18 protein-coding genes are annotated in these 17,638 nt (G+C 67.6%); 10 read left to right on the top strand and 8 right to left on the bottom strand.

What is annotated here, in order from left to right; all coding sequences use genetic code 11:
• Positions 1-429: 429 nt before the first annotated feature.
• Positions 430-1,299 (bottom strand): CDP-alcohol phosphatidyltransferase family protein, encoded by an 870-nt coding sequence (locus BLU38_RS17030; RefSeq protein ID WP_157683524.1) that lies wholly within the window; start codon positions 1,297-1,299, stop codon positions 430-432.
• Between the two features lie 33 nt (positions 1,300-1,332).
• Here BLU38_RS17030 and BLU38_RS17025 point away from each other — a divergent pair, with 33 nt between their 5' ends.
• Positions 1,333-1,587: a PLDc N-terminal domain-containing protein gene (locus tag BLU38_RS17025; protein ID WP_091526717.1), complete on the top strand. Its 255-nt coding sequence runs from the start codon at positions 1,333-1,335 to the stop codon at positions 1,585-1,587.
• Positions 1,584-2,276 (top strand): molybdenum cofactor guanylyltransferase, encoded by a 693-nt coding sequence (gene mobA, locus BLU38_RS17020; RefSeq protein ID WP_091526716.1) that lies wholly within the window; start codon positions 1,584-1,586, stop codon positions 2,274-2,276. The genes BLU38_RS17025 and mobA overlap by 4 nt, the downstream gene beginning before the upstream one ends.
• A 70-nt stretch (positions 2,277-2,346) precedes the next feature.
• On the opposite strand, the gene BLU38_RS17015 is transcribed toward mobA, so the two are convergent.
• From BLU38_RS17015 to BLU38_RS17005, 3 genes are read right to left on the bottom strand one after another with little or no spacing between them, the layout of a single operon-like run.
• Positions 2,347-2,871, bottom strand: a complete 525-nt coding sequence (locus BLU38_RS17015; protein WP_091526715.1) for an SRPBCC domain-containing protein — start codon at positions 2,869-2,871, stop codon at positions 2,347-2,349.
• Positions 2,831-3,199: an ArsR/SmtB family transcription factor gene (locus tag BLU38_RS17010; protein ID WP_091526714.1), complete on the bottom strand. Its 369-nt coding sequence runs from the start codon at positions 3,197-3,199 to the stop codon at positions 2,831-2,833. The genes BLU38_RS17015 and BLU38_RS17010 overlap by 41 nt, the downstream gene beginning before the upstream one ends.
• Positions 3,200-3,246: 47 nt before the next feature.
• Positions 3,247-4,566 carry a YbiU family protein gene (locus BLU38_RS17005; RefSeq protein ID WP_091526713.1) on the bottom strand — a complete coding sequence of 440 codons (1,320 nt, stop codon included), beginning with the start codon at positions 4,564-4,566 and terminating at the stop codon, positions 3,247-3,249.
• Between the two features lie 123 nt (positions 4,567-4,689).
• Here BLU38_RS17005 and BLU38_RS17000 point away from each other — a divergent pair, with 123 nt between their 5' ends.
• Positions 4,690-5,805 carry an ROK family transcriptional regulator gene (locus tag BLU38_RS17000; protein WP_091526711.1) on the top strand — a complete coding sequence of 372 codons (1,116 nt, stop codon included), beginning with the start codon at positions 4,690-4,692 and terminating at the stop codon, positions 5,803-5,805.
• A gap of 15 nt (positions 5,806-5,820) precedes the next feature.
• Here the strand turns inward: BLU38_RS17000 and BLU38_RS16995 are convergent, their stop codons facing one another.
• Genes BLU38_RS16995 through gndA form a run of 3 tightly spaced genes read right to left on the bottom strand, consistent with a single transcriptional unit; the run spans position 5,821 to position 8,678 of the window.
• On the bottom strand, positions 5,821-6,717 hold the full coding sequence (locus BLU38_RS16995) for an SDR family NAD(P)-dependent oxidoreductase (RefSeq protein ID WP_091526709.1): 897 nt from the start codon (positions 6,715-6,717) through the stop codon (positions 5,821-5,823).
• Between the two features lie 3 nt (positions 6,718-6,720).
• A complete protein-coding gene (locus BLU38_RS16990; protein ID WP_231919888.1) occupies positions 6,721-7,245 on the bottom strand; it encodes a gluconokinase in 525 nt (174 codons plus the stop codon).
• Complete coding sequence (gene gndA / locus BLU38_RS16985; protein WP_091526707.1) at positions 7,242-8,678, bottom strand: NADP-dependent phosphogluconate dehydrogenase; 1,437 nt, start codon at positions 8,676-8,678, stop codon at positions 7,242-7,244. Before gndA ends, BLU38_RS16990 begins: the two co-directional genes overlap by 4 nt.
• Before the next feature lie 291 nt (positions 8,679-8,969).
• Here gndA and BLU38_RS16980 point away from each other — a divergent pair, with 291 nt between their 5' ends.
• The 5 genes from BLU38_RS16980 (at position 8,970) to BLU38_RS16960 (ending at position 14,887) form a co-directional block, all read left to right on the top strand.
• On the top strand, positions 8,970-9,968 hold the full coding sequence (locus BLU38_RS16980; protein WP_091526705.1) for a helix-turn-helix domain-containing protein: 999 nt from the start codon (positions 8,970-8,972) through the stop codon (positions 9,966-9,968).
• A gap of 47 nt (positions 9,969-10,015) precedes the next feature.
• Entirely contained in the window at positions 10,016-10,420 is a 405-nt protein-coding gene (locus BLU38_RS16975; RefSeq protein ID WP_091526703.1) for a hypothetical protein, read from the top strand.
• Positions 10,417-10,689 carry a hypothetical protein gene (locus BLU38_RS16970; protein WP_091526701.1) on the top strand — a complete coding sequence of 91 codons (273 nt, stop codon included), beginning with the start codon at positions 10,417-10,419 and terminating at the stop codon, positions 10,687-10,689. The genes BLU38_RS16975 and BLU38_RS16970 overlap by 4 nt, the downstream gene beginning before the upstream one ends.
• Positions 10,690-11,954: 1,265 nt before the next feature.
• Positions 11,955-13,208, top strand: coding sequence for a protealysin inhibitor emfourin (locus tag BLU38_RS16965; protein WP_231919887.1), 1,254 nt, complete (start codon positions 11,955-11,957; stop codon positions 13,206-13,208).
• Between the two features lie 98 nt (positions 13,209-13,306).
• Positions 13,307-14,887 (top strand): M81 family metallopeptidase, encoded by a 1,581-nt coding sequence (locus tag BLU38_RS16960; RefSeq protein WP_091526697.1) that lies wholly within the window; start codon positions 13,307-13,309, stop codon positions 14,885-14,887.
• A gap of 15 nt (positions 14,888-14,902) precedes the next feature.
• Here BLU38_RS16960 and BLU38_RS16955 read toward each other — a convergent pair whose 3' ends face one another.
• Complete coding sequence (locus BLU38_RS16955) at positions 14,903-15,811, bottom strand: LysR family transcriptional regulator (RefSeq protein ID WP_091526695.1); 909 nt, start codon at positions 15,809-15,811, stop codon at positions 14,903-14,905.
• A 71-nt stretch (positions 15,812-15,882) separates the two neighbouring features.
• Between BLU38_RS16955 and BLU38_RS16950 the strand changes: the two genes are divergently transcribed.
• Both BLU38_RS16950 and BLU38_RS16945 read left to right on the top strand, forming a co-directional pair.
• Entirely contained in the window at positions 15,883-17,142 is a 1,260-nt protein-coding gene (locus tag BLU38_RS16950) for an MFS transporter (protein ID WP_231919886.1), read from the top strand.
• Between the two features lie 52 nt (positions 17,143-17,194).
• Positions 17,195-17,614: a histone-like nucleoid-structuring protein Lsr2 gene (locus BLU38_RS16945; RefSeq protein WP_269458119.1), complete on the top strand. Its 420-nt coding sequence runs from the start codon at positions 17,195-17,197 to the stop codon at positions 17,612-17,614.
• Positions 17,615-17,638 lie beyond the last annotated feature (24 nt).

The raw sequence follows: 17,638 nt of genomic DNA, 5'->3' as shown, positions 1-17,638 counted from the left end.
CGCGCAGTGTTGATTTGCGCTTGGTTAATGGATTAAGCGAACGTAAAGCATCAGCGCCGGTGATGGCAAGAGAACACGGCAGATGAAATGAGTCGGTAACGTTCCCCCTGGTCCGAGCGACCTCGCCCCGACCGCCGTACGCCAGTACTGCGCCCCCGCGGAGCTACCCATCCACCTCTCCGACCGAGGACCGACCGACCGTCCGGAGATCACGACCCTCGCGACCTCCCCACCCCGAAAAGTGGCCGAGTGTCCAAACTTCACAGCCCCGGCCACAGCACCACCCGCGAAAAGTGGACGAGTGTCCGACGTTCGCGGTCCTTCGATGCGCGGGTGCGGGGCCGCGGCGTTCGGGGGCGCGGCGTTGCCGGCGCCGAGGGTTCCGGAGCACGTTCCTGCGATGGGCCCGGCTCAGGGCAGCGGGATCGGTCAGGCGGTCTCGGCGGGTGGGCGGAGGCGGCTGGAGACCAGGATCGACAGCAGGTAGCCACCGGCGGTCAGTGCTGCGAGCGGAAGAGCGGCGATCGCCCAGATCCGGAGGATGAACTCCGAGCCCAGGGCTGCTCCGGCGCCTGCGCCGCCGATCGGCGCCTCGATCCCGGCCAGCCGCAGGATCACGTCGACTGTCGCGAACACCAGCAGGATCAGCGAATACTCGATGGCGCCGAAGGCACGGAAGAACGGGAAGAAGCGCAGCAGGCCGCGCAGCGAACGCAGCCCCGACGAACGGGGAGCGGCGAGTTCGGCGTCCTCACTCAGCTTCGGCCAGCCCTGATAGGTACGGGCGACATGGACGAGATCACCGAAGGCCTTCTTCAGCAGGACCAGGATCCCGGTCGCCATCCCGATGATCGTCCAGCCGCCGAGGTGGCCGAGGCCGCCGTCGAGATGGATGCCGAAGCCGATCGGCAGCGCGGTCTCGGTCAGGTAGTGACAGATCCGATCGATGTAGACCCCGGCCGCCGACGACTGACCTCGCCAGCGGGCGATCTCCCCGTCGGTGCAGTCGATCATGATGCTGAGCTGGATCACGATCGCGCAGACCAGGAACGGCCACCAGCCCGGCAGGATCAACACGGCGGCGGCGAGCAGCCCGAGGATGGCGATCCACCAGGTGACGGCGTTCGCGCTGATCCCGGTCGGCAACAGCACACGGGTGATGTAGATCGATCCCTTGCGCAGATACAGCGCTCCGGCCCAGTGCTCGGAGTTCCGTCGACCGAGGACCGTCTCCGGCTGCGAAACGGCACGAAGCTCGGCCATCGTCGGATGGTTGCTTCGCGTCGGCTGCTCGGACATGCCGGACAGCATAGGGCGGACTACCCTGTATCCATGGGTCGGTATCTACCAATCATGATGATGGCGCTGCTCGCCATCTACTGTGTGGTTGAGGTAGCCCAGGCCCCGACGTACGCAGTCCGCCGGATGCCTCGTTGGCTGTGGGCAACCGCAATCATCTGTCTGCCCCTGCTCGGTCCGCTCGGCTGGCTCATCCTCGGCCGCCCGAACCGGGCATCGCGCAGTGACTCCAGCATCGGTCGACCGAAGGCACCTGACGACGACAACGATTTCCTGCGCGGCCTGTGACCGCGGCCGAGCCCCCGACACCGGTCGAACCTCCGGCACCGGCCGAACCTCCAACACCGAGCAGTCATGAGCTGACGCCGGGTGTTCGGCGGGTTGCTGCCGTCGTCCTGGCCGGTGGAGCGTCCCGGCGATTCGGTTCGGACAAGTTGGCCACCGCGCTGGACGGTGTCCCCCTGCTGGAATGGGCGATCGCCGAGTTGCCCACGGACTGGCCGGTGATCCTGGTCGGGCCGACCCGACAACTCTCGGCAACGCTGCTGGCTGGACGGACCGTGATCACGGTCCGCGAGGAGCCGGCGGGCAGCGGTCCGGCGGCGGCCGTCGTCGCCGGGGTCGGCGCCGCACTGTCCGCCGGGACCGCGCCGCGGGCCGAGGTCGTGGTCACGCTGCCGGGCGATGCGCCGGCGGGCGGCGCCGCCGCCCGCGTCCTGGTCGGCAACCTGCTCGACACAACAGATCCCGAGCCGGCGTCAGCGGTGGTCGGCGTCGACGTCGACGGCGTCGAGCAACCCCTGCAGTTCGCCGCCAAGGCCTCCGTGCTGGCAGACCTGGCTGCCCGGACCGACGCCGCGGGCCTGCCGGCCCGCAGCCTGCTGACCGGACTCGGCCGCTATCGCCGGGTGGCACTGCCGGCCGAACTCACCGCCGACGTGGACACCACCGACGATCTGACGACCTGGCGGCGATGACCGGCGCCGACGCTCCGACGGACCGCTGCCGGAGTCGACCCAGCAGCGGTCCGGCGATCTCGTACCGTGCTCAGCTGCCCGCGGTGGTCATCGGCTTGCCGGTCTCCAGCACGGTCTTCAAGCTGGCCAGCACCCACGGCCAACCGCCGCCGCCGTTCTCGACGTCGCCGCTGGTGCCGGCCACATCGGCGGCGGTCTTCGGTGACTCGGGGCACGCGTGCGTCAGCGTGACGCGGGTCAGCCCCGACGAGCCCTCGACGATCTCCCAGGTCAAGCGGGAGGCCGGCTCGTCCGCGTGCCAGACCGGCGACCAGTCCAGGACCAGCTTGTTCGGCGGGTCGCATTCCACCACCGTGCCGGTCGCGGCCACGTCACCCATCCCCATCTGCTTCATCGCATCGGTGGTCAGGTTGCGGTAGCTGCCACCCGGTTTGAGTTCGATCTCGACGTCGCCGCCGTAGCCGTAGGAGTTGGTCAGCTCCGACGTGGTCAGGGCATCCCAGACCTTCGTCGCGGGTGCGTCGATGTAGATACCGAAGACCTGCGTCGTCGCGTCAGATCCGGCGGCCGCTGTGTTCGTCGTCGTCTCGGTCATGATCATTCTCCACAGTTCGTTTGAGGTCGATCAGCGCGTTCACCCGCGCTGCGGTGTACTTGTCGATCCAGCGGTCGTGGATCAACCGGATCGGCACCGGATTGAGGAAGTGCAATTTCTCCCGCCCCGATCTCCGCGTGATGACGAGGTCGGCCTGTTCCAACACCTTCAAGTGTTTGGCAACACCGAACCGCGACATCTCGATGTGCCGGGCGACGACCTCTTCCAACTCTCCGAGCGAGCGGCCGTCTCGCTCGAAGAGCGTGTCCAGGAGCAGCCGGCGGGTGGTGTCCGCCAGCGCCTTGAAGACCAGCTCGTCGTCCTGCATGACCTCAACAATATGTGACCTTTTGGTCACATGTCAATGATGAGTGATCAGTCGACCAACCCCAGCCCGCGACGACCGACCGAGTTGAGGTCGTCGACGGAGAACCGGTTCGGCCATTCCCGTTCGTAGTTCTCCTCCGGGAAGTCGCTCGGACTGTCGCCGGCCAGGAAGGCGGTCCGGACCCGCGCCGCGTAGGCCTCGTTGCGCGGACACCACGGAGCGGCCGGGATGTACATCACGTTGCCCCAGCCCTGCTGGTCGGTGACCGGTGCGACGCTGTGGATCATGTCGCAGTGCCACCAGACCGAGTCGCCGGCTCGCACGTCGGGGATGCCGCTGACGGCAGGCAGCAGCAACTGGTGCCACTGCTCGCTCACCGGGAAGACCTGATTGGTGGTGACACCGCACATGTCGTCCTCCGGCACGTCGGCCAACAGCGGCCGCAGCATCAGGTACGCCATCGCCTCCGGGATCGGCACGGTGTGCAGCACGCCCTGGTCGTGATCCATGTCCGACAAGGCGGTCCAGCCCTGGAAGGTGCGGAACGCCGAACACATCGTGCTGCCCGGATACTGCGGCCCCGCCGTCCGATGCGCGGCATCCCACGGGTCGTACTCCTCGACGGTGCCGTCGAAGAGGTGACGGAACGCCAGTTGGTTGCTTTCGGTCATCCACAGGTCGAGGGTGCCGGGATCGAGATGGGTGCCCAGACCGCCGGATTCGGCACCCGGCGGACGACGCCGGATCCGATCGGGGTAGAGCGAATCCCGCTCCGGATCGAACCAGACGGTGCCGTCGGACTCGTTGCTCCACTGCGCGTTCAGGAACGCCTGAACGGTGGCCATCCGGTCACTCTGGCGGGCTTCCATCTGAGCCCGGGACCAGTAGATCGGGTAGATCTCCGGCTTGGACCCGACACTGCCGAAGAAGTCGTCACCCGGACCTCGATAGTTCTCGAAGAAGCGATTGGACTCGACATAGTCGACGACGTCTGCGTCCCAGGCCCGTGCCTGTTCCCGCGGGAAATGACCGCGGACGACCAGGCAGCCACGGCGCTGCAGCTTCGCGAGGTCCTCGGGTGACACCGTGCCGGCGGCGATGTCGCCGTAGTCGATCACCGGCCAGACGGTCTCCCCGCCCTGTCGATCCCGTTCGATCTCCTCGACCCGCGCGGCGATCCGCTGCTCGACGACCTCGATCACCTCCTCGACCGTCCGCCCCGAGGCTGCGATCCGCGCGCGCAGCGCCGGCTTGATCTCCCTGATCGCGGCCTTCAGGTCCGCCGGCGTCTCTTCCCAGTGCGGCAACGGCGGCAGCGCACCGGCCGTGCCGTGCTGTTCGCCTGCTTCGCTACGGGTGGCTGTCATCGGATCGTCCCCTTCGACATCGGAGCTGGCGGAGTCGCCTCCACCTTTAGGAAGGATTCCTTACTTATGCATACCGTAGCGACCTCGGCGCCGTTTGGGCAAGAGTCCTTCTAAAGTGAGCGGGTGCAATCGTCGCGGCCGAAGCCGAGTCTGGGTCTGTTGCGGTCACTGACCGACGAGCACGTTCTGCGTGCTCTGTTGCGCGAGCGTCAACTGACCCGCGCCGAACTCGCGGCGCAGACCGGGATCTCCAAGCCGACCGTTGCCGAGAGCGTACGGCGGCTGGCAGCGGAAGGACTGGTCCACGACACCGGCGACCGCAGCACCGGCCGAGGCAGATCGGGGTCGTATTTCGCCTTGGCCGAGGGCCTCGGCTGGGGGTTGGCGATCAGCGTCACGGCCGAGGCGGTCGAGGCCGAACGGATCGATCTGCTCGGCGACGTGGTCCGGCGCACGATCGAACCGATCCCGGACTCCCCCGATCAGGATCGGGTCGGTGAGGCGTTGACGCGCGCGGCCACCGGTGTGAGCAACGGAGCCGGTCCGGCCCGGCTGGCAACGGTCAGCGCCGCCGATCCGGTGGACCGGCACAGCGGACGTCTGGTCGAGTTGCCGGACTCACCCTTCCTGGTCGGAACACTCGATCCGGCGGCGGTGCTGTCCGAGTTCGTCAGCGGTCCGGTCACGGTCGACAACGACGTCAACTGGGCTGCCCGGGCAAAGCTCGCCGAGGACGGCAGCCCGGCCGACTTCGCCCTGCTGTATCTGGGCGCCGGCCTCGGGTGCGCGATCGTCAGCGACCGCGAGGTCCGGCGCGGCGACACCGGTCTGGCCGGCGAGATCTCGCACCTGATCACCCGCGGCCAGGACAGCAGGGCTGTTCATTTCACCGAGGTCTTCGATCAACTCGGACTGCATCGACCGCACAGCTCGGCGATCGATGTCAGCCTGCTGCTGCGCCGCCTGGATGAGCCGAACAGCGCCGTCCTACCGGTGGTGGCCGACGCCGTCTGCGACGTCGCGGAGACCTTGATCGCGGTATCGGACCCGCACCTGATCATGGTGACCGGACCGTGGGGCGAGCACGCCGCGCTGGTGGCGGCGATCCGCAACCGGCTCGCAGATCGGCCGCGACAGACGGCGTTCCTGCCGTCGCGGTTGGCCGCGGACGCGTCGCTGGCCGCCGTCCGCTGGCACGTCGGAGAAGGTCTCCAACAAGCGCTGCTGACCCGGAGCTGAGGACGCGGCCGATCGCTACGGCTGCAGCGTTGTTCCGGTGGCCCGCTCGGCGGCCGGCCAGAGGATGTCACCCGAGGTCGGATCGCTGGCCAGTCGCCGCGGCCGGACCTGCCACGGCTCGCCCCGACCGACCCAGCGCGGACCGATGTACTCGCCGCCCTGCAGGGCGGCGGTCGCGGCGAAGACCTGGCTGCGGGCTCCGTCCTGGGCGGTCGATCCGAGCGGTGCCCCCAGCCGGTGCAGCGCCTTCGGGATGGCACCGCGTTGACCGGCGAACAGACCGGTGTTGGACCAGCCCGGATGAGCCAGTACGGAGGCTACCGATGAGCCGGCCGCGCGGAGCCGGCGGTCCAGTTCGAGTCCGAGCACACCGCAGCTGAGCTTGGTCTGGGAGTAGGCCAGGGTGGGGTTGTACGGGCCGCGTAGGCCGAAGCTCGGGTCGACGCGGCGCGGCACCCAGGCCATCACGCTGCTCAACCACACCACCCGACCGTTGCTGCGTTCCAGGGCCGGCAGCAGTCCGGCGACCAGGCTGAAGTGTCCGAGCACATTGGTGGCGTGCTGCAGTTCGAAACCGTCGTCGGTCAGCGTTCGTTCCCGGACCATCGAAATGCCGGCGTTGTTGATCAACACGTCCAGCCGGTCGCGGCCGCGTTGATCATCGACGAAGGCGCGCACCGAGGACTGCAGCGACAGATCGAGGTCGGCGATCTCGAGCTCGGCGTCGGGGACCGCCGCCCGGATCCGAGCAGCCGCGGCCTGGCCGCGTTCTCGATTCCGGACGGCGAGCACCACCTGCGCGCCACGGGCTGCCAGCTGCTCGGCCGAGGCCAGTCCCAGCCCGGAGCTGGCACCGGTGATCAGGATCCGCTTCCCTTGTTGATCACGGACCTGTTGATCTTGGACCGGCATCGTTCACACCCCCAGCCCCAGCTCGCGGACGGCGGCCGCGACGATCTCCTCCGGCGCCTGGTCGACATCCAGGACCACACCCGGCTCACCGGGCTGCAGCGGTTCCAGGGTTGCCAGCTGCGAGTCCAGCAGCGACAACGGCATGAAGTGACCGCGACGGCCGCTCATCCGTTCCCTGATCAGCTCCGGATCGCCGTCCAGGTGCAGGAACTTCACGTCGGCCTTCGCCGATCGCAACACGTCGCGATAGCTCCGCTTCAGCGCCGAACAGGTCAGCACGACACTGCCCGGCTGCGTGTCGATCCATTCCCGCAGGATCTCCAACCACGGGGCCCGGTCCTCGTCGGTCAGCGGGATCCCGTCGTGCATCTTGGCGACGTTGGCCTCGGGATGGAAGTCGTCGGCTTCGGCCTCCTGCCAGCCGAGCTGTTCGGCGAGCAGCTCGGCGACCGTGGTCTTGCCCGAGCCGGCGACTCCCATCACCACCAGCGCGGTCTTCGGGGCGCTGGCTGTTCCCGATTCGGTCACTGCTTGGTTTCGGAACGGTCCAGGCTCCACTCGGTGTGGAAGGTGCCCTCCTTGTCGACCCGACGGTAGGTGTGGGCACCGAAGAAGTCCCGCTGAGCCTGGATCAGCGCAGCCGGCAGCCGATCGGCCCGGATGCCGTCGTAGTAGGCCAGCGACGACGAGAAGGCCGGGGTCGGGACACCGTTCTGCGCGGCCCCGGCGACGATCCGCCGCCAGGCCTCAAGGCCGGAGCCGACCGCGTCGGCGAAGTAGTCGTCGGCCAACAGCAGTGGCAGGCCGGGCTCCCGCTCGTAGGCCTCGGTGATCCGGTTCAGGAACCGGGCCCGGATGATGCAGCCGCCCCGCCAGATCCGGGCCATCGCACCGCGGTCGATGTCCCAGCCGTACTCGGCACTGGCCGCGGCGATCTGGTCGAAGCCCTGCGAGTAGGCGACCACCTTGGAGGCGTACAGCGCCTGCCGGACGTCCTCGATGAAGGCGTCCCGGTCCTTGACGTTCCAGTCTGCGGCCTTGGCTGCGAGCTTGCCGTTGGCCGCCTCCCGCTGCGGAACCGATCCGGACAACGCCCGGGCGAAGGTGGCCTCGGCGATGCCGGTGATCGGGACACCGAGATCAAGGCCGTTCTGCACGGTCCAGCGACCGGTGCCCTTCTGCTCGGCGCGGTCGAGGATGACGTCCACGAACGGCTTGCCGGTCTCGGCGTCGGTGTGGGCCAGCACCTCGGCGGTGATCTCGATCAGGAACGACTCGAGGTCGCCGGTGTTCCACTGCTTGAAGATCTCGGCGATCTCCGGGGCGGTCGCCCCGAGTCCGAGCCGGAGCAGGTCGTAGGCCTCGGCGATCAGCTGCATGTCGGCGTACTCGATGCCGTTGTGCACCATCTTGACGAAGTGCCCGGCGCCATCGGAGCCGATGTAGGTGCAGCACGGGACGCCGTCGACCTGGGCCGCGATCTTCTCCAGCATCGGACCGAGCGACTCATACGACTTCGGCGACCCGCCGGGCATGATGGACGGCCCGTTGAGCGCACCTTCCTCGCCACCGGAGACGCCGGTGCCGACGAAGTGCAGGTTGTGCTCGGCAAGTTGCTTCTCCCGGCGGATGGTGTCGGGGAAGTGCGCGTTTCCGGCGTCGATGACGATGTCGTCGGGCTCCAGCAGCGGGATCAGGTCGTTGATCACGGCGTCGGTGCCGGGCCCGGCCTGGACCATGATCACGATCCGCCTCGGGCGCTCCAGCGATGCGACGAAATCCTTGAGCGATTCACTGGGCAGGAAGGTGCCCTCGTCCCCGTGATCGGCGACCAGCGACTCGGTCCGGGCATAGGTCCGGTTGTGCAGCGCAACCCGATAGCCGTTGCGGGCGAAGTTTCGGGCCAGATTGCGACCCATCACCGCCAGTCCGGTGACTCCGATCTCGGCGAGTTCTGACATCTAGGACTCCTTCGTGCTGATTTCTGCTTCGCGATCTTCGGTGGCGATCCTCAGGTCGGGGTCCACCGGTGGCCTGAACCGGTGCTTCCGCAGACCTTCGCCGCAGACATCCTTTCATCGCCGGCCGCGCAGCGCACAGAGGTCTCATTCCGCAGCACCGTTCGACGCGGAAGCGACCGGGAGCCAGGCCGTGCACTAGCCTGCTGGTATCGGCCGTCGGGGCGAAACCGGTCGTACAGGTCCGTACGCAGGTCACGGGTCGGCCCCAGCGCCGTCACCGGAAGGGTCAGGATGCTGGAGATCTTCGGGATCGACGAAGAGTCGGAGAAGGTGTATGCACGTCTCCTCGCGCTCGGCAGTGCCCCGATCGAGAAGGTCGCCGAGGAGGCGGACGCCTCGCCAGAGGTTGTCGAGGGGCGGATAGCCACCCTGCAGTCCGCCGGGTTGTGTGTGCGAGATGTGACCGGTTGGTGGCAGGTCGTCCCGTTGCCGGAAGCGCTTCGTGCGCTGCGGGCCAAGCGGACCGCTGAACTGGACGCCCTGGTCGCTTCCGCCGACGCCACCCAGACCCGACTGCTGGCGATGTCGGACGTCGGATCGGGAAATCTCCGTGCTTTGGTGGGCGGCGAGGCACTGCGGACCGCGCTGCGCGATTTTGCCCACAACGCCCGCTTCGAGATCTGCGGCTTCGACAAACCGCCGTACGAGATCACCCGGCCGCCGACGAAGGAGTGGCTGGAAGAGCATTCGCCGGAATATCAGGCCCTGCTCCGTGGGGTCGGCATCCGGTCGGTCTACCATCCCGGGTTCGACCGGAACCGGTTGACCGAGATGTCGACCTTCCACGACGCCGGCGAACGGGCCCGCACCGGCGACGTCCCGATGAAGCTGATGATCGCCGACGCATCGGTGGCGCTGACCCAGGCACCGGCCTCGTACGCCCCGGACCAGGAGCGGCGAGCAATCCTGGTCCAACACCCGATCATGGTCGAGGCGCTGCAGTCACTGTTCGAAGCGATCTGGCATCGTTCGCTGCCGATCGACACGACCAGCGGTGGGCTGTCCAGTGACCCGCGGCGGGACCTGCTGATCTCGTTGCTGATGGGTGGCGCGACCGACGTCGCCATCGCCAATCAGCTGGGGGTGACCGAGCGCTCCGTCCGACGCTGGATCGCCAACCTGATGGAAGATCTCGACGTACAGACGCGTCTGCAACTCGGGGCGGCACTCGCCCGCAGCGAAGCGCTGCGCAACGACAGCACGAGTCTGGCCGGTTTGGACGCGGACTGACCCCGGCCCGCGTCCTACCTGTCGCCGCTCAGCCGAGCAATGAGTGGATGTCGCCGATCGATCCCGAGTTGCTGACAACCTTCGAACCGTTGATCGCCCCGGACCCGTTGATCGCCTTCGATCCGTTGATCGAACCGGACCCGTTGATCCCTTCAAGATCATCGACCGTTCCGGAGCCGTTGATCGTGCCCAAACCGACGATCGAACCCGAACCGTTGATCGCCTTGGACCCGTTGATCGAACCCGAACCGTTGATCGCCTTGGACCCGTTGATCGAACCCGAACCATTGATCGCCTTGGACCCGTTGATCGAACCCGAACCATTGATCGCCTTGGACCCGTTGATCGAACCCGAACCGTTGATCGCCTTCGATCCGTTGATCGAACCCGAACCGTTGATCGCCTTCGATCCGTTGATCGAACCCGAACCGTTGATCGCCTTGGACCGTTGATCGAACCCGAACCGTTGATCGAACCCGAACCGTTGATCGCCTTCGACCCGTTGATCGAACCCGAACCGTTGATCGCCTTCGATCCGTTGATCGAACCCGAACCGTTGATCGCCTTCGACCCGTTGATCGAACCCGAACCGTTGATCGAGCCCGAACCGTTGATGCCACTGAATGAATCCCCGCTGGGGGCCGCGGTTGCCGATGTGGCACCGACGGTGCCGAGTGTGAGGGCAGTGGCTGCTGCGAGGGCGGCCAACACACCGGCGTGACGGACAGGGACCTTGGACATTGGACATGTTCCTTTCACCGAGGCGCCGGCACCTCGGATCATCCCGTAGGTAACTCGAACCGACGCCTACCACCATCAGACTACGGAGACGCACTCAGAGCCAGCCAACCGGAAAATGTCCAAAACCGGACATGTCCGGTATAGGACAAACGGCGGCAAGCGTGCTACTGTTCCGATACCGGCAGCGCCCGCGGCCCTTACCAGGACCGCGGGCGCCACCCGGGGGGATGTGATGAGTGCCCACCTCGCGGCGGTCACTCACCGGCTAGCGATCGGGTCAGCAGAGCAGCGCCGACCACTCAAGACCCGTTCGCCAGACTCGTGGGGGAAACGGCTCGCAAGGAGCAGCTTCCCGCATGGGCATCTTATCAAGAGTTCTGCCCTACCGCAGACTTCACCGAAGCTGGTCTACCCCATCAGGGGAGCAGACCCGCCGAGCTCGGTGCCGTCGAGGTTCGTCGGATCTCGATCAGTTGAGTGGTGGCCGCCAGAACCGGGCGACGTCGGGGGACGTATCCGGGGAGCATCCAAGCGTGGCGGCGCACTCGGCGTCGACCATGGGCCCATGTCCAAAGCCCTGGTCACCCTCCGGGCTGCAGGTGGGGGTCATCACCTGCAGTCCATCGGCTGTTCGGTCGTCAGGTCGCTCCCGGGGAAACGCTGAGCTACCTGTTCGCAGCCGGGCAGTGGCGCGTCGGGTTCGCCACTGTCCGTACGACCGATTTGCCGGTCGAGGACCAAGCGCGCCGCCCACGTCGGAGCTCCTGCGCCAAATGATCAACATCGATCTCCTGACGAGCGGTCTCGAGTTCCGCACCCATGGAGGAAATCGGAGATCCGAGCGCTGCGGTGCATTCACGATGCTAGTGGACAGCGTGCGGCCCGGAACCCCTCCGAACCGTCCACTACCGGACATTTCCGGTAGTGGACAACGTCTTGCCCTGGGGCACTCCCGGCCGATGCCACCGCCAGTCACGCCGGGTCCGTGAGTCACCCGAAAGCCCTGTTGCTCGGACAATTTCGCCGCTGACCGATCGCGCGCGTGCGACGCCGTCGGAGGAAGACCGTCGGTGCCGCGAGCTAGCGTCGAAGACGTGATCGTGATCACTCGGCCGGCGATCACCGGCCGATCGGCCAACCGTCCCGGAGGTCATCGTGTCGTGTCATTTCATTCCTTCCTATCTGTTGCAGCGGCTGATCGACAGTGCGCCGGTCGAAGCCGGAGCCGATCACTGTCGACGAACGTTGGAGCTTGACGATCGACTTCGTACGACGCGACAACAGGCCGGCGGCCCCGAACCGCTGACCGCAGCCGACGACGACGCCGAGCGGACCGTCTACACCGCCGGCAACAGCGAGCAGTTGCCCGGCGAGGTGGCGCGCAAGGACGGTGACCAACCCACCGGCGATGCCGCGGTCGACGAGGCATGGCAGTCCTCGGCGCAGATCTGGGACCTGTTCGCCGACGTGTTCGACCGTCGCTCGGTGGACGGCAACGGCACGGCGATCACCATCACGGTGCATTACGGGACCGACTACGACAACGCCTTCTGGGACGGCCGCCAACTCGTCTTCGGCGACGGCGACGGCGAGGTGTTCGAGCGATTCACCAAACCGATGGACGTGATGGCCCACGAGTTCACCCACGGCGTCACCGAACACACCGCGGCACTCGACTATCAGGGCCAATCCGGCGCGCTCAACGAGAGCATCTCCGACGTGTTCGCCGCCATCTGCAAACAACGGGGCGGCGATCAGACCGCCGACGAGGCCGACTGGCTGATCGGTGAGGGGTTGTTCAAGCCGGACATCGAGGCCGTCGCGCTGCGGTCGATGAAGGAACCCGGGACGGCCTACGACGATCCCCGGCTGGGCAAGGACCCGCAGGTCGGTTCGATGGCCGACTACGCCGACACCACCGACGACAACGGCGGCGTGCACATCAATTCCGGGATCCCCAATCGTGCGTTCTACCTCGCCGCGGTCGGGCTGGGCGGTCGGAGTTGGGAGCAGGCCGGCCCGATCTGGTATGCGGCGTTGACCGGCGGCGAGGTGACCGCCGGCACCGACTTCGCCGGCTTCGCCGAGGCGACCGTTGCCGCGGCCGGCCGGCTGTTCGCCGACGACCCGGCGGTCGCCGACGCCGTCCGGGCGGCCTGGACCGGTGTCGGCGTGCTCCAGGCATCCGGCTCCGACACCGGCGCGACGACCTCGGGCACGGGCACCGGCGGCAGCTTCGTGGTGCGCCGCAGCGGCGGTGTCACCGGGATCACCCGACAGACCGAGGTTGATCTGGACACCGCCGCCGGCCGGCAGATCCGCGACCTGCTGGACAGGGTCGATCTCGGCGGGATCAGTGCCACCGGCGGCCGACCCGACCGGTTCAGCTACCACCTGGAGTACGGCGATCGGCAGCTGACGATCGGTGAGACCGAGCTTCCTCCCGAGATCGATCAGGCGATCAAGATCGCCTTCGGCCGGACCGACTCCGCCGATTGATCGTGATCGCGCCGAGCTCGCCCGGCCGGTCGCCGGCCGGGCACTGCTGAAAGACTGTCCTGCGTCGGACATGATCATCGCAGCGAAAGGCGCACTCCATGACCCCTCTGGCTTCCGAGATCTGGTGCCCTCCCCTGTCCCCGGTCGAGACCGGCGGCCTCGACCGGCCGCGGATCGGCGTCGGCGGGATGTCCATCGAGGCCAGTACGTTCTCGCCCCATGTCAGCGGTCCGGAGGCGTTCACCGTCCGACGCGGCCAGGAGCTGCTGTCCTACTATCCGTTCTTCAACGGCACCGATCCTGCAGGGCGCGGTGATGATCTTGCCCGTGCGGCGACGTGGGTGCCTCTGGTGCATGCCCGCTCGCTCCCCGGTGGTGCGGTGCAGACAGCGTTCTACGAGTCGATCAAGCAGGAGCTGATCGACTCGGTCACCGAGGCGATCAAGGCCGAGGGGCCCTTCGACGGCTTCTACTTCGACATCCACGGCGCGATGAGCGTGCTGGGGATGACCGACGCCGAAGGTGATCTTGCCACCGCACTGCGGGAGGCTCTCGGACCGGACACCCTGATGAGCACCTCGATGGATCTGCACGGCAACGTGTCCCGAGCGCTGCTGGACGCGACCGACCTGATCACCTGTTATCGGATGGCGCCGCACGAAGATGCGATGAACACCAAGGAACGTGCGGTGTTCAACCTGCTGACCCGGCTCCGAGCCGGATCCGGAAACGATCCCGAGGCTCGACGGCCGTACAAGGCCTGGCGGCAGGTGCCGGTGTTGCTGCCCGGCGAGAAGACCAGCACCCGGTTGGAACCGGCCCGCAGCATCTACGCCGAGGTCCCGGTCGCCGAGGCCAAGGACGGCGTGCTGGACGCCGCCATCTGGGTCGGCTACGCCTGGGCCGACGAGCCCCGCTGTCAGTGTGCCGTCGTCGTCACCGGCGATGATCAAGAACTGATCGCCGCCGAGGCCGAGCGGCTCGCCGGCCTCTACTGGCAGGCCCGGGAGGATTTCGTGTTCGTCGCCGACGCACTACCCCTGGATCAGGCCTTGGATGCCGCCTTGGCCGAGGGCGCCGCACGGCCCTTCCTGATCTCCGATTCCGGCGACAACCCGACGGCGGGTGGCACCGGAGACGTGTCCTGGACCTTGGGCGAACTGTTGGCGCGCCCGGAGTTGGGTGACGGCGGCCCGACGGTGATCCACGCCTCGATCTTCGACCCGGACGTCGTCGATGCGGCGGTCGCGGCCGGCGTCGGAGGTCGGGTCAACGTCCAACTCGGCGGCAAGGTCGACGGTGGTCCGCGTGGGCCGGTGCCGTTCCAGGGCGAGGTCTTCTCGATCACCGAGGGGGACCCGACGGCCGGCACCCAGGTCGTGTTGTGCAGCGGATCGGTCCACGAGATCGTCACCCAGCGCCGCAAGCCGTTCCACAAGCTCGCCGACTTCACCCAGCTCGGCCTCGATCCCGCCACCGCCGCCATCGTGATCGTCAAGATCGGTTACCTGGAGCCCGAGCTCTACCAGCTGGCCGCGGACTGGAAGTTGGGACTGACACCGGGCGGGGTCGATCAGGACCTGCTCCGGCTCGGGCATCACCGCCTGCAGCCGGGAGTCTTTCCCTTCCAGCGGCAGCAGACCGATCCGGATCTGACTCCGGTGGTCACCCGACGCTGACGGCAGTCGCGAGGATCACAACGCTGCGGCGGCCAGCGCCGGACCGCGACGTCGGAGCAGCCGCTGCATCGCCGCTCCCAGGCTGCTCGGCTCGCCGGTGTGCCAGACAGCGCCGATCCGACGGCGGGCCGCAGCTCCGGCGATCGGGATCTCGACCGCGTCGGTGCCGGCGCGGTCTCTCGGCACCAGGGCGACGCCGAGACCGGCGGCGACCAGTCCTCGTACGGTGTGCAGGTCGTCGCCCTCGAAGGCGATCGTCGGAGTGAATCCCGACGCTGCCGCGAGATCGGCCAGCATCGATCGCAGACCGAAGCCGGGCTTGAGGCCGATGAAGGTCTCTCCTGAGGCCTCGGCCAGGTCGATCCTGGCCGACCTGGCCAGCCGGTGGCCGGGCGGAACCAGCAGCACCAACGGCTCGGAATGCAGCGGCACCCCGGTGAGATCGGACCGCTCCTCGATCGGCGAGATCAGCGCGATCTCGGCGGCACCGGCGTCCAATGCTTCCAGGCATTGGCCGTGCGACCCCTGGCGCAACTCGAATCTCGTCCTCGGGTGCTCGACCAGGAACGCCTTGATCAACGCCGGGACGACCCGATCGCCGAGCGTGTTCTGAAAGGCGATGCTCAGGGTGCCGAAGGCTTGAGCATCCTGCTCACGGACCGCTTCCAACCCGGCAGCGACCGCGTCCAACGCCGCCCGTGCATGTGGCAGCAGAGCCTCACCGGCCGGTGTCAGCGTGATTCCGCGGCCGCGCCGCTCGATCAGCGGCGCCCCGAGCACGGTCCCGAGCCGAGCCAGTCCGCGACTGACCGACGGCTGCGGCACGGCGAGCGTTGCCGCCGCCAACGTCACCTGGCCGGTCTCGCCCACCGCTGCCAGCAACGGCAACAACGGCAGCACCTTGCGCACGGCTTCCTGATCCATATCAGAATCGTATGTGATTGCAGACTTTCATGCATTGGACACATGACTTGTGGCGTCCTAGCGTCTATCGGGTGAAGATCGCGAGGAACGACGGTCCGGCAGCCGGCGTCGGGAATCGGCGGACCTCGGCCCCCGCCCGCCCCATTGCCTGGACCGGGCATGCCCGCGGTTCGAGCGGGTATCGCCGGATCCTGATCGCACTCGGAGCGGCCGGCGTCGCGACCTTCGCGCAGCTCTACTCACCCCAGGGGATCCTGCCGCTGATCGGCAGGTCCCTGCGGGCCGATGCCGCCCAGGCAGCGCTGACGGTCTCGGCTGCGACCCTCGGACTGGCGGTCTCCGTGCTCGGCTGGGCCTGGGTGGCCGACCGGATCGGCCGTGCGAGGGCGATGAAGATCGCCCTCTCCGCGGCGGCGCTGATCGGACTGGCAACCCCGCTCGCCCCCAGCTTTGCGGTGCTGGTGGTACTCCGGGTCGCGGTCGGGGTCGCCCTCGGCGGCGTCCCCGCGTTGGCCGTGGCCTACCTGCACGAGGAGGTTCACCGTGACCAGGCACCGATCGCCGCCGGCAGCTACGTCTCCGGGACCACGATCGGAGGGCTCCTCGGCCGGCTGGTCGCGGCACCGTTCGCCGATCTCGGCGGCTGGCGGCTCGGAGTCGGAGCCGTCGCCGTACTCGCGGCGATCGCGGCGTTGGTGTTCCTGCTGTCGGTCCCGGCCGCTCGGGGCTTCGTCCCCGATCGTCGGCACCGTGGCACGATCCGCGACGCCGCGGCTGCCCTGACCCGTTGCTTCCGCAACCCCGGGCTGCTGGTGCTGTATGCCCAGGCCTTCCTGCTGATGGGTGGATTCGTCGCGACCTACAACTTCCTCGGGTATCGGTTGGAAGGGGCACCGTTCGACATTCCGGTCAGCCTGACCGCACTGATCTTCCTCGCCTATCTGGCGGGCACTGTTTCGTCCCGACGGGCGGGCGCTCTGGCCGCGCGGTTCGGTCGTCGCCCCGTTCTGCTGTGCTGTATCGCCACGATGATCATCGGCATCGGGCTGACCATCCCCGACCGGCTGCCGTTGATCCTGATCGGGTTGCTGATCATGACCGCGGGCTTCTTCGGCGCCCATGCCACAGCCGCCGGTTGGGTCGGGGCTCGAGCCAGCGTCGCCAAGGCACAGGCGACCTCGTTGTACAACCTCTTCTACTACGCCGGATCGAGCCTGTTCGGATGGCTCGGCGGATTGGCGTTCGTCGTCGGCTGGACCGGGACCGCGGTGATGGTGCTGGCGTTGACCGTGGCGGCGTTGATCATCGCCCTCCTGGCAGCGCGGGACTGACGCCGCAGGTGAATTCCTGCGCCACATTGTCGGGAATCATCAGCCGGCAGAGTTGATCGACGATAACCTTCTTGAGCAGCGCCGAAGGCGCGATCTCGGGGGAGGCACCATGATTCAGCGCGTTCAGACGCTGTATATCGACGATTGTGACGGACAGAGCGCGGCGGACGAGACCGTCCAGTTCGCTCTCGACGGGGTGAATTACGAAATCGATCTGACCAGCGCCAACGCGGCAGAACTGCGTGCACTGCTGCAGCCGTGGCGGGACCGCGGCAGGAAGGTGGCGCGGGCGGGGCGCCGGCAGCGAGAGGCCAATGGCGGAAAGCCGAACCGGCCGCATCGGGCGACCCGGATCGATCCGGCTCAGTCCAGAGCCATCCGCGAGTGGGCGGCGGCCAACGACATGCCGATCTCCAGTCGGGGCAAGATTCCCACCGCCGTCCATCAGGCCTACGACGCCGCGCATGCCTGACCGGGTCATCCTGCAGCCGTAGCT

The organism is Microlunatus soli (assembly GCF_900105385.1).
Lineage (GTDB): Bacteria > Actinomycetota > Actinomycetes > Propionibacteriales > Propionibacteriaceae > Microlunatus > Microlunatus soli.
The sequence above is the reverse complement of the archived record's forward strand: the minus strand, read 5'-3'. Positions and strand labels throughout refer to the sequence as shown.

What these genes read in the sequence shown, in the direction of transcription:
- BLU38_RS17030 (WP_157683524.1), bottom strand. Translation starts at nt 1,299, where the DNA reads ATGTCCGAGCAGCCGACGCGAAGCAACCATCCGACGATGGCCGAGCTT.
- BLU38_RS17025 (WP_091526717.1), top strand. Translation starts at nt 1,333, where the DNA reads ATGGGTCGGTATCTACCAATCATGATGATGGCGCTGCTCGCCATCTAC.
- BLU38_RS17015 (WP_091526715.1), bottom strand. Translation starts at nt 2,871, where the DNA reads ATGACCGAGACGACGACGAACACAGCGGCCGCCGGATCTGACGCGACG.
- BLU38_RS17010 (WP_091526714.1), bottom strand. Translation starts at nt 3,199, where the DNA reads ATGCAGGACGACGAGCTGGTCTTCAAGGCGCTGGCGGACACCACCCGC.
- BLU38_RS17005 (WP_091526713.1), bottom strand. Translation starts at nt 4,566, where the DNA reads ATGACAGCCACCCGTAGCGAAGCAGGCGAACAGCACGGCACGGCCGGT.
- BLU38_RS16995 (WP_091526709.1), bottom strand. Translation starts at nt 6,717, where the DNA reads ATGCCGGTCCAAGATCAACAGGTCCGTGATCAACAAGGGAAGCGGATC.
- gndA (WP_091526707.1), bottom strand. Translation starts at nt 8,678, where the DNA reads ATGTCAGAACTCGCCGAGATCGGAGTCACCGGACTGGCGGTGATGGGT.
- BLU38_RS16980 (WP_091526705.1), top strand. Translation starts at nt 8,970, where the DNA reads ATGCTGGAGATCTTCGGGATCGACGAAGAGTCGGAGAAGGTGTATGCA.
- BLU38_RS16975 (WP_091526703.1), top strand. Translation starts at nt 10,016, where the DNA reads ATGTCGCCGATCGATCCCGAGTTGCTGACAACCTTCGAACCGTTGATC.
- BLU38_RS16960 (WP_091526697.1), top strand. Translation starts at nt 13,307, where the DNA reads ATGACCCCTCTGGCTTCCGAGATCTGGTGCCCTCCCCTGTCCCCGGTC.
- BLU38_RS16955 (WP_091526695.1), bottom strand. Translation starts at nt 15,811, where the DNA reads ATGGATCAGGAAGCCGTGCGCAAGGTGCTGCCGTTGTTGCCGTTGCTG.